Below are 11,710 nucleotides of genomic sequence, written 5' to 3' on the forward strand. Positions count from 1 at the left end.
CCTCTTATTATAAATATATGTGGCCAAGCTTATCGTATGTTTTATGATTTGATAAAAGTAGGCATAAGGATAGCGTAAATGAGTGATTTATTTTATACTAAATATAGGAACGTATTTTCGATAGTAGGTGACCGTTATGCAACAAACCCAACTACAAATAAGAACAGGGTACAGTTTCATGAAAAGTACCCTTCAAATTGATACATTTGTAAATGAAGCGGCTCGACTAGGGTACGGTAGCCTTGCTATTACGGATGAATTTGTGATGCATGGTGCCATTCATTTCTACCAAGCTTGTAAAAAAGCGGGGATCAAGCCGATTATTGGTTTATCTGGAACAGTGAGTGTAGATGGCACAAGTGTTCCGATGCTGTTTTTAGCTCGTAACTTCGCTGGTTATCAAGTCCTTTTACAATGGAGTTCTAACTACCAAAATAGTGAAGATGTTACGCTCGAAATGTTAGCGGATCAAAAACATCATCTTACGTATATATTACCTGTAGATCAGGCATATCTATGGCAAAGTGATTCGTTTATTGGCCATCTGGATCAGCAACTTCAATTCATTCAGGATATTCCTGTCACATTAGGTGTCAGTACAGCTACTATAGATGTATGGCAACAATTAAAAAGCTATACGGAACAAACCTCTCGTTTCGCTGTTGCTCTTTCAGATATCCGTTATCTCTATAAGAAAGATCGTCAAGCTTATCATTGTTATCGAGCGATAGCCACGGGAGATTATTGGCAATCTTATCAACTTCCTGAAAATGAAGGCATGCATTTACCGACAGTCGAAGAATTACAAGAAGGGTTTTACCAATGGCCAGCGTTAGTTGATAATGCCAATCAAATCGCTGATCAATGTCATGTAAATGTGCCATTAAATCAGCGCTTGCTACCAAAATATCCTTTAGATAATGGACAAACTGCTGATGATTATCTTGAACAATTATGTTTGCAGGCACTTAAACGTCATGAAAGACATTTGAATACTACTTATACAGAGCGTTTGTATCATGAATTAGATGTCATTCGATCAATGGGTTTTAGCGATTATTTTTTAATTGTTTGGGATTTTATCCAATATGCTAGGAATCAAGAGATTATGGTAGGACCTGGTCGTGGTTCGGCAGCAGGATCGCTCGTGGCTTATTTATTAAATATAACTGATGTCGACCCTATTCGATACCAATTATTGTTTGAACGTTTTTTGAATCCTGAAAGAGTATCGATGCCTGATATTGATATTGATTTTGCTGATGATCGTAGAGATGAAGTGATACAATATGTCGTCGATACATACGGAAAAAAACATGTAGCTCAAATCGCTACATTCGGTACATTTGCAGCTCGCTCACTATTAAGAGAGTTATTTAAAACAATGGAAGTTAGTGACGATGATGCAAGATATATTTTAAAATATTTGCCAAAAGAATCGAACATAACCATTGCTGCGATGCTTAAACAGACGCCAGAACTCGTGGATTACATTAAGCAATCGCATCACTTGCAACAAGTCTTTAAGATCGCCCATCGTCTGGAAGGTTTACCAAGACATGTATCGACACACGCAGCGGGCGTTATTATAAGTGATCAACCACTTACGAACTATACAGCGTTAATGATACCTTCTAATCAGGATCATTATTTAACACAGTTTGCGATGAAGGACTTGGAAACAGTTGGCTTATTGAAAATGGACTTTCTTGGATTACGTAATTTGACGTTACTAGATAAAGTGAGAAAGCAAATCGAATATCGTCATCAAGAAGTGTTTCCCATTGAAGCCATTCCATTTGATAATCAAAAGACGTTTGAATTGCTAAGAAAAGGACGAACCAATGGTATTTTCCAATTAGAATCACAAGGAATGAAAAGCGTTTTGCAACGGCTGGTTCCGAATCACTTCGAGGATATTGTGGCAGTTAATGCATTGTATCGGCCGGGGCCGATGGATTTTATTCCAACCTACATCGCACGTAAACATGGACAGGAATCCGTCACTTATATTCATCCCGATTTAGCAGAAATTTTAGAACCAACGTTTGGCGTCCTTGTCTATCAAGAACAAATTATGCAAGTTGCTAATAAAATGGCTGGGTATCATTATGGAGATGCGGATATTTTGCGTCGAGCGGTAAGCAAAAAGGAAAAAGCGGCCATGGAAAGACAACGAGAGCTATTCATCGCAGGATGTAAGAGAAATGGCTATTCGATGGATGTGGCAGAAGAATTATTTGATTGGATTGTTCGCTTTTCGAATTATGGTTTTAATCGAAGTCACGCGGTCGCTTATAGCGTCATTGCCTATCAATTAGCGTATGTTAAGGCGAATTATCCAGTCAGTTTCTTTACCGAAATGCTCAGTCTGCAAATTGGAAATCCAGAAAAGCTGCAATTGTATTTTCGTGAAGCCAAACAATTCGGCATAGAAATGCTACCGCCTTCCATTAATAAGAGTATTGGCAAATTTCGTGCAGAACATCAATCGATTCGTATTGGTTTAAGCATCATTAAGGGATTTGGTTTCCAAGCGGTTAAAGAAGTGATGAACGCACGAAAAAAAGATGGTCCATTCCGAAGTTTGTTTGACTTTTGTTTGCGTGTGTCAACGAGAGTATTGAATCGTAAGATGATTGAAGCTCTTATATTGGCGGGGGCTTTTGATGAAATACACTCGAATCGTGCCACATTACTGGCAAACTTAGATGAAGCATTAGAACAAGGAGAATTGTTTCATGAGTTTGATGATCAAGTGACATTTCTTCATGATCTAGCAATAGATGCCTCCTATGATGAAATGGACCCATTCCCGGTCATGAAGCAGCTGATGATGGAAAAAGAAGTGATTGGCTTCTTTGTATCTACACATCCCTTGTTAAAAATGAGAGATGAGTTGCGTGAATCTGGTTATATATCCGTGGAAGATGCTAAGCATGCAAAACGAAGGTATGTCTCAATGGTGGCTGCTGTTCAATCGCTAAAAGTCATTCGAACAAAAAAAGGAGAGTCAATGGCTTTTGCGACTTTATCCGATGAAACGGGAGAAATTGAATCGGTATTATTCCCTCACGCATATCGAGAAGTGAATCATTGGATCGAAGAAGATCTTTTTGTCACTACAAAAGGAAGAGTAGACGAGAGACGAGGAAACACACAATATATTGTGGAACAACTTCAGCCATTTGATATCGAATCAGAGCAAATGAGGCAAGCTCGTATTTATATACAAATCAATGCTGATGAAGAAGCTACGACTATCGATTATTTACGATCGCTTGCGAATCAATATCCGGGTCGTGCAGTCGTTTATGTATATCATCAAGATCAAAAGCAATTATTTAAATTATCCAAAGAGTATTGGTTAGAAAATCATGCCGATATCATTCAACAATTAAGAAGTAGGTTTGGAAATGATAATGTTGCGGTACAATAAGTTAATGGAGTACCGCTTCGCTAACGTTTCTTTACATGTGTGTTCGATTTGATATAATGTAGGAGTTACTGGTCTGACCAGCGAGCGGTTGTTCGAAAATGATGCTAACAAAAGGAGTGGAAGCCTTGACCAACTTAAAAAAAGAAGCACTGCAAATGCATGAAGAATGTAAAGGAAAATTGACGATAAAATCGAAAGTACCCATTCGTAATGCGCAGGATTTAAGTTTGGCATATTCACCTGGTGTAGCAGAACCGTGTCGAAAAATTAGTACGTCGAAGGACACGATTTATGATTATACGATGAAAAGTAATATGATCGGTATCGTGTCGAATGGGTCGGCAGTATTAGGTCTTGGGGATATTGGAGCAAATGCAGCATTACCTGTAATGGAAGGTAAAGCCGTCCTTTTTAAACAGTTTGCAGATGTTGATGCCTTTCCACTCTGTTTAGAAACCAGTAATACAGAAGAAATGATTCGTACCATCCAACTAGCTGCCCCGAATTTTGGTGGAATCAACTTAGAAGATATCAAAGCACCTGAATGTTTTATGATAGAAGAGAAGTTAAAAGATGTAATCGATATCCCCGTATTTCATGATGATCAACATGGGACAGCTATTGTGACAGTAGCTGGATTATTAAATGCGTTGAAATTGGTTAAAAAAGATATAACAAATGTGAAAGTTGTCTTAAATGGGGCTGGAGCAGCAGGGATAGCTATCGTCAAGCTACTTTATCACTTTGGGGTTAGAGAAATGATTATGTGTGATTCTAAGGGGGCGATTTACAAGGATCGCCAACATGGAATGAATGAATTGAAAGAAGAAGTAGCTACTTTTACGAATCAAAAGCAACAATCAGGCGCATTAGAAGAAGTGATAACCGATGCAGACATATTTATCGGTGTATCCGTAGGTGGTTTGTTATCTGAAGATATGGTTAAACGGATGGCGTCTGATGCAATTATTTTTGCTATGGCGAATCCAGAACCAGAAATTATGCCTGATCAAGCAAAGAAAGCTGGGGCGAAAGTTATTGGAACGGGAAGATCAGATTTTCCGAATCAAGTAAATAACGTACTTGCGTTTCCTGGTATTTTTAGAGGCGCATTAGATGTACGTGCGAGCGATATTAATGAGCAAATGAAGGTGAAAGCTGCAGAGGCCATTGCATCCTTGATCAAGGAAAAAGACGTAGCTGAAGACTATGTCATTCCGAATCCTTTTGATGAACGAGTAGCGTCAGTAGTTGCTAAAAGTGTAGCCCAAGCAGCCATTGATACGGATGTAGCACGCTTAAAACTAACAACCTCAGAAATAGAGAAAAAGATCAATCAGCGTTTTTCTAACTTGTAGTTGCAGGGGGAGCAGCCTATGCTGGAACATCGAAAAGTATATCAAGAGGTCCTAGATGAAATTCAACGGTTAATGAAAGTAGAAGGCTGGAGGTCTGGAGACAAGTTACCTTCCGAACGTGCGCTAGCTGAACAATTTAATGCAGCACGCTCATCGATTCGTGAAGCATTACGCGCGATTGAATTGTTAGGTATTATTGAAACAAGAAAAGGCGAAGGGACCTTTCTAAGAGAATATCAATCCTATCATATGGTAAATTTATTAGCCTCATTTGTGTTAACAGAGCAGCATACGGCTGGAGAAGTACAAGAGGTGAAGACGGTCTTAGAACAATATGTGGTCTGTGAAAATCGGCCGCATATTGATGCTGAAACGATCAAATTTTTAGAAGATCTATTAGCCGATTCTGAACGATCAATGGCAGATAAACATCATCAATTTTTTTCTATCTTTTTTATTGCTTCACGAAATCAATTATTATTCAAAATTTGGCGATTGCTTCAGGACTTTTCTGAAGACAATGAGAATAATTGGTATGAAATAAAAGTATATTATGATATTGTAAATAAATATAAGCACGATCAAGCCATAATGGATAAAACGTATTAAAATCATTAAAGAACTGGCACTATACATAAAGGAGGAATCTTCCTTGCTGTTTGGCAAAAAGAAAAAATATGCTTCTGTACCAGGGGAAAAAGCGAAGAAAGATATACCTGAAGGTTTAATGCAGAAGTGTAGTGGTTGTAATAAAATTTTCTATCAAAAAGAGCTAAAAAATCATTTGAATGTTTGCCCAGAATGTGGGCATCATCACCAATTACCAGCAATCGATCGGATTACAAGTCTAGTGGATGAAGATACATTTGAAGAATGGGATAAAGACATGAAATCACAGAATCCGTTAGATTTTCCTCAATATGAAGAAAAGATAGAAAAAGATCAAATCAAAACGGGATTGAATGAAGCCATTATAACCGGTAAAGCTGATATCCAGGGAGTAACAACAGCATTAGCCGTTATGGATGCCCGCTTTCGAATGGGAAGTATGGGGTCAGTTGTTGGGGAAAAAATCGCTAGGGCTGTAGAAGAAGCACGCAAACGACAGATCCCAATGATTATTTTCACAGCTTCCGGTGGGGCACGTATGCAGGAAGGTGTTCTCAGTTTAATGCAAATGGCGAAGACTTCTGTAGCGATTCAACGTTTCCATGCAGAAAAAGGTCTGTTTATTTCCGTTATGACCAATCCAACGACAGGCGGTGTTTCAGCTAGTTTTGCATCGATTGGTGATTATAACTTTGCTGAGCCTGGTGCGTTAATTGGGTTTGCCGGAAGACGAATCATTGAGCAGACGATTCGCGAAAAGTTACCGAATGATTTTCAAACGGCCGAATTTCAACAAAAGCATGGACAAGTGGACAAAGTCATTGACCGTCATTCCATGAGAGGTACACTAGGAACTATTTTAGCATTGCATCAGACTGGAGGTGAAAAAAATGACACAAGTACTGGAGTTTGAAAAACCCATTGTTGAATTACGAGACAAAATTGAAGAATTAAAAGAAATGACAAAAGACAGTGAAATTGATCTGTCTGAGGAAATTAGCAAAATGGAAGCTCGACTCGCTAAATTAGAAGATGATATCTATGGTCAACTTCAGCCTTGGGATCGTGTACAAATTGCTCGCCATACAGATCGCCCGACGAGTCTAGACTATATTGACGTACTATTTACTGATTTTATTGAATTTTATGGGGATCGAAGGTTTGGCGATGATGAATCTGTTGTCACTGGAATTGGGAGATTTCATGGTGAGCCTGTTACGATTATCGGTCAACAACGAGGAAAAAATACGAAAGAAAATCTCCAGCGAAATTTCGGCATGTCTCACCCTGAAGGTTATCGAAAAGCTCTAAGACATATGAAGCAAGCGGAGAAATTTAATCGTCCGGTTATTACTTTTATTGATACAAAAGGTGCTTATCCTGGAAGAGCAGCTGAAGAACGTGGTCAAAGTGAAGCGATCGCTCGTAATTTAATGGAAATGGCAGGCCTGCAAGTACCCGTTATAAGTATTGTCATTGGTGAAGGTGGAAGTGGAGGCGCCTTAGGTCTAGGCGTTACAGATCATATCCATATGCTAGAAAACTCTACGTATTCCGTCATTTCACCAGAAGGTGCAGCTGCTTTATTGTGGAAAGATGCTGGACAAGCAGAAAAAGCAGCAAAATCGTTAAAGATCACAGCGCCTGACTTAAAAGAACTAGGTATCATTGATCAAGTGATTTCTGAACCTTTAGGGGGCGCTCATCGTGATATAGAGACACAAGTTAAAGAAATGGATCAAGTGATTCATGAGTCACTTCATCAATTACAAACGCTAGATACAGAAGCATTATTGGAAAATCGTTGGGATAAATTTAAACAAATGGGCGAAGTGCAATCATTAATAGAAGTATAATATACGAGCCATAAGGACATGAATCGTTTCATGCATGTCTTTATGGCTTTCTTGATGTATGAATGATATTGCCGTATTTATGCCGCACGATTTGTTTTCACTTTGCTCATTAAGCGAAATCTTATATAATAACATCGTTAGGGATGTGTTCTCTTGTCAATTGATGTATAATCGAAATGGGCGAATACTTCGGTATAACGAAACCGATGCATGGAAAGAAATGAGTACAAAGAACGATTACAACAAAAAGAGGTGAAAGATATGAAAAAAATTGGCGTACTAACGAGTGGCGGCGATGCACCAGGTATGAATGCTGCTGTTCGCGCAGTCGTTCGTAATGCCATGTATCAAGGCATCGAAGTCTTTGGTGTATATAATGGCTATGAAGGTTTGATCCAAGGAAATATTAAAAAAATGGAACTAGGTTCTGTTGGTGATATTATTCAAAGAGGCGGAACGATTTTATATTCTGCACGCTCACCTGAATTTAAAACAGATGAAGGTCAAAATAAAGCAATTGAAAATATGAAAAGTTTCGGTATTGAAGGTCTTATCGTGATTGGAGGAGACGGTTCATTTCAGGGAGCTTCTAAATTAACGGAAAAAGGATTTCCATGTATTGGTGTTCCTGGAACGATTGATAATGATATACCAGGAACGGATTATACAATTGGTTTTGATACGGCTTTAAATACGGTCGTTACTGCTGTTGATAAGATACGTGATACGGCGACTTCACATGAACGTACATATGTTGTAGAAGTTATGGGACGAGATGCAGGTGACTTGGCATTATGGGCAGGCCTTGCTAATGGAGCTGAAAGTATTATTATCCCCGAACGAGCAGAGGGATTTGAAAGTGTGATTAATAAACTAAAACGCGGACAAGCACGCGGAAAGAAACATTCAATTATCATTTTAGCTGAAGGTGTCGGCAGTGGTGTCGAATACGGTAAAAAGATCGAAGAGGAAACGCAAATGGATACACGTGTGACCGTGTTAGGACACATCCAGCGTGGAGGTTCTCCGTCTGGTTATGATCGAGTCCTTGCTAGTCGTTTAGGTGCCAAAGCGGTAGATTTACTAATTGAAGGAAACGGCGGTAGAATGACAGGGATTGAGAACAATGTGGTTGTTGATCATGACTTATTAGATATACTAAATAAAAAGCATTATGTTAATATGAACATGTATGAATTATCGAATCAATTATCGATATAATTTTTGTAACAAACAAAAGGTTGACACGGTAAGTAGCATTAAGGGAGGAACGTAAACTAATGAGAAGAACAAAAATTGTTTGTACGATTGGTCCAGCTTCTGAATCTATTGATAAGCTAGAAGAATTAATTCAAGCAGGAATGAATGTCGCTCGATTAAATTTTTCCCATGGTGACTATGAAGAACATGGTACACGAATTCAAAATATTCGCAAAGCGGCGCGAAAACTTGGGAAAACAGTAGCCATTTTATTAGATACAAAAGGTCCTGAAATACGGACAGGGGAACTGAAAGATGGTGCTGCGACGATTACGAAAGGAAGTACTGTCTATGTTTCTATGGAAGATATCCAGGGGGATGCTGAACGCATTTCTGTTACATATCCAGAATTAATCCATGATGTAGAACCAGGTGCTAAGCTTTTATTAGATGATGGCCTAATTGCGTTAGAAGTAACTGAGGTTGATAAAGACCGTAATGAATTGAAGACAGTCGCACGTAACACAGGCGTTTTGAAAAATAAAAAAGGTGTTAATGTACCAAATGTTAGTGTCAATTTACCAGGTATGACAGATAAAGATGCAGCTGATATCACTTTCGGTATTGAACAAGGTGTCGATTTCATTGCAGCCTCTTTTGTAAGAAGGGCATCCGATGTATTGGAAATTAGAGGCCTACTTGAAGAACATGAAGCAACCAACATTCAAATTGTCCCTAAAATCGAAAATCAAGAAGGTGTCGACAATCTTAATGACATTCTACAAGTCAGTGATGGCTTAATGGTGGCGCGTGGTGACCTAGGTGTCGAAATTCCTCCTGAAGAGGTACCACTTGTGCAAAAGGATATGATCCAAAAATGTAATAATGCTGGAAAACCAGTGATTACAGCTACACAAATGCTAGACTCCATGCAGAACAACCCGAGACCTACACGTGCAGAAGCATCCGATGTGGCCAATGCCATTTTTGATGGTACGGATGCGATTATGCTATCAGGTGAAACAGCTGCGGGGGATTATCCAATTGAGACGGTACAAACGATGAGCAATATTGCACACAAAGCAGAAACGGGCATCAATCATAAAGCCGTACTAGACGTACGATCCAAAGAAACAGAAATGACGATAACGGATGCCATCAGTCAATCTGTGAATCATTCGGCGATGAACTTAAATGTGGATGCCATTTTGACCCCAACCGTAAGTGGATTTACCGCACGGATGATTTCGAAGTATCGCCCTGAAGCGCCAATTGTTGCTGTCACATTTAACGAAGAAGTGAGTAGACGGTTAGCGTTAGTCTGGGGAGTAGAAACAATTGTCGGTAAATTAGGATATACAACGGATGATGTATTAGAAGAAGCAATTGAAGGTGGATTACAAACGAATTACTTTAAGCGTGGTGATCGTGTCATTATTACGGCCGGGGTACCTGTCGGTGAAAGTGGCACCACTAACTTGATGAAAATTCATGTTATTGGTGATGTATTGGCAAAAGGTAGTGGCGTTGGTCAAGGAAGTGCCTATGGACGAGCAATTGTAGTCAAAGACGCTGAAGACGCTAAAATGAAAGTAAAACAAGATGATATCATTATTACACAGTCAACGGATAAAGATATGATGTCGGCTATTGAAAAAGCTGGAGGAATTATCACCGAAGAAGGTGGCTTAACTTCACATGCAGCTGTTGTTGGTCTTAGTTTAGGCATTCCAGTCATTGTTGGTGTTGAAAATGCACTTGATATCATATCAAGTGGACAAGATATTACGATTGACGCTAGCAAAGGTGACATTTATGCTGGACATGCTAGTGTCCTGTAAAAAGCATAAAGATTAGGATAAAAGAAAATTCTTCAAATATTGCCCGAATGTTAGCTGGTTTTGGGAGCAGTTAACATTCGGGTATTCATAACTCAAGTTCTTTTGTGCTAGCTTCTTCTTATTCGTAAGAAGAAATGATGTTTAATATGTCCAACCAAAGAGGAGTGACAACATGTTTCGATGGTTTTTGTTAGCAGTATTACTCTTACCTGCTTTGGAAATCGGTGTGTTTATTTGGGCTGGTGGTAAAATTGGTCCTTGGTGGGTGGTACTACTAATTATGTTGACAGGTGCAGCGGGTGCTTGGTTAGCCAAATATCAAGGTTTAGAGACTTTATACAAAACGAGACAGTCAATGAACATGGGACAAGTCCCACGCGAAGAAATATTTGATGGCATATGCATCTTGATTGGCGGTGTGGTCTTACTCACCCCAGGTTTTATTACAGATGCGATTGGTTTCATCCTTCTTTTCCCGGTAACTCGAACACCAGTGAAACGTTGGTTACAAAGAACGTTTCGAAGAATGATTGATCGTGGAAATATTACCGTTTTTAGAAGATGAAGGATGTCCTTTGATGAATTGTATCATGTGTTGAAATACAGAAGCATCCATACATGCTTTCATAAGAAATAAGCAGGCGGGTCCTACCCATAACCCAGTAAATCCGATGAGTTGAAAGCCAACATAAATGGATAAAATCGTTAAGATAGGATGGATACCAATGGCTTCAGAGACCATCTTTGGCTCGAGTAACTGTCTTTGCAAAATGACGAGTAAATAAATAACTGCAATACCAATTGCAAGAGGTATTTGTCCACTAAAGAATAAATAAGCGATCCAAGGAACAAAAACAAGGCCCGTACCTAAAATCGGTAACAAATCGATCAAACATAGTAAAAAAGAAATGGTTAAAGCATGTTTGATTTGTAAGATGATAAAACCAATGAAAATAATGAGACCACTAATCGATATCAACATCAGTTGAGCTTTGAAGTATCGAAAAAGTGTGACACGAATTTGTTGATACATATCCGAACATATCTCTACTAATTTTGTGGGGCTATGATGTATCATGCTACGGTAAAATTTGTCCCAATCCTTACAAAGAAAAAATGTACATAAAAGTGAAAAAACAATCATGGTAAGTGAACCGGGAAGAGTGGCTAATTGATTCCCCGTAAAGCGCAATGTTGTTTCTAATAAACTGGCCATTTGATCGGCAATGCTTATACTAAACTCCTCCAATTGCTCTTGAAGTAACAATTGCTGTTCAGACGTTAATCCATTGATAATCTCCATTACCTTCTCAAAAATGGGTAGTATGATTTGGTTAAATTGCTCACTTATGCCTAAAATAAATGAATGGGTATGTTCAGGTATCCATTTCGTTAAATAAACGACGC

The 11,710-nt window shown here is 38.9% G+C and carries 9 protein-coding genes; 8 read left to right on the forward strand and 1 reads right to left on the reverse strand.

Annotated features, from left to right (window positions below):
- Window positions 1–136: 136 nt before the first annotated feature.
- From dnaE to J416_RS07790, 8 genes are all read left to right on the forward strand, one after another.
- The gene (gene dnaE / locus J416_RS07755; protein WP_003468016.1) at window positions 137–3,439 is read left to right on the forward strand and encodes a DNA polymerase III subunit alpha; all 3,303 of its coding nucleotides are present in this window, start codon (window positions 137–139) and stop codon (window positions 3,437–3,439) included.
- A gap of 98 nt (window positions 3,440–3,537) precedes the next feature.
- Entirely contained in the window at window positions 3,538–4,797 is a 1,260-nt protein-coding gene (locus J416_RS07760) for an NAD(P)-dependent malic enzyme (RefSeq protein ID WP_003468028.1), read from the forward strand.
- 18 nt (window positions 4,798–4,815) lie between these two features.
- A complete protein-coding gene (locus J416_RS07765) occupies window positions 4,816–5,406 on the forward strand; it encodes a FadR/GntR family transcriptional regulator (RefSeq protein ID WP_003468033.1) in 591 nt (196 codons plus the stop codon).
- A 43-nt stretch (window positions 5,407–5,449) separates the two neighbouring features.
- Complete coding sequence (gene accD, locus J416_RS07770; RefSeq protein ID WP_003468036.1) at window positions 5,450–6,319, forward strand: acetyl-CoA carboxylase, carboxyltransferase subunit beta; 870 nt, start codon at window positions 5,450–5,452, stop codon at window positions 6,317–6,319.
- A complete protein-coding gene (gene accA / locus J416_RS07775) occupies window positions 6,297–7,262 on the forward strand; it encodes an acetyl-CoA carboxylase carboxyl transferase subunit alpha (protein ID WP_003468038.1) in 966 nt (321 codons plus the stop codon). Before accD ends, accA begins: the two co-directional genes overlap by 23 nt.
- Before the next feature lie 261 nt (window positions 7,263–7,523).
- Window positions 7,524–8,483, forward strand: a complete 960-nt coding sequence (gene pfkA / locus J416_RS07780) for a 6-phosphofructokinase (RefSeq protein WP_003468040.1) — start codon at window positions 7,524–7,526, stop codon at window positions 8,481–8,483.
- Window positions 8,484–8,542: 59 nt separating this feature from the next.
- Window positions 8,543–10,303 (forward strand): pyruvate kinase, encoded by a 1,761-nt coding sequence (gene pyk, locus J416_RS07785; protein WP_003468042.1) that lies wholly within the window; start codon window positions 8,543–8,545, stop codon window positions 10,301–10,303.
- A gap of 172 nt (window positions 10,304–10,475) precedes the next feature.
- A complete protein-coding gene (locus J416_RS07790; RefSeq protein ID WP_003468044.1) occupies window positions 10,476–10,868 on the forward strand; it encodes an FxsA family protein in 393 nt (130 codons plus the stop codon).
- Here J416_RS07790 and ytvI read toward each other — a convergent pair.
- A partial coding sequence (ytvI, locus tag J416_RS07795; protein ID WP_003468067.1) for a sporulation integral membrane protein YtvI occupies window positions 10,809–11,710 on the reverse strand: 902 nt, incomplete at its 5' end. The two genes, J416_RS07790 and ytvI, sit on opposite strands and share 60 nt — an antisense overlap.

Source organism: Gracilibacillus halophilus YIM-C55.5, from assembly GCF_000359605.1.
In the GTDB taxonomy this organism is placed as follows: domain Bacteria; phylum Bacillota; class Bacilli; order Bacillales; family Amphibacillaceae; genus Gracilibacillus; species Gracilibacillus halophilus.

Excerpts from the sequence above, each read along its gene's own strand:
- dnaE (WP_003468016.1), top strand. The coding sequence starts at position 137 with ATGCAACAAACCCAACTACAAATAAGAACAGGGTACAGTTTCATGAAA.
- J416_RS07760 (WP_003468028.1), top strand. The coding sequence starts at position 3,538 with ATGATGCTAACAAAAGGAGTGGAAGCCTTGACCAACTTAAAAAAAGAA.
- J416_RS07765 (WP_003468033.1), top strand. The coding sequence starts at position 4,816 with ATGCTGGAACATCGAAAAGTATATCAAGAGGTCCTAGATGAAATTCAA.
- accA (WP_003468038.1), top strand. The coding sequence starts at position 6,297 with ATGACACAAGTACTGGAGTTTGAAAAACCCATTGTTGAATTACGAGAC.
- pfkA (WP_003468040.1), top strand. The coding sequence starts at position 7,524 with ATGAAAAAAATTGGCGTACTAACGAGTGGCGGCGATGCACCAGGTATG.
- pyk (WP_003468042.1), top strand. The coding sequence starts at position 8,543 with ATGAGAAGAACAAAAATTGTTTGTACGATTGGTCCAGCTTCTGAATCT.
- J416_RS07790 (WP_003468044.1), top strand. The coding sequence starts at position 10,476 with ATGTTTCGATGGTTTTTGTTAGCAGTATTACTCTTACCTGCTTTGGAA.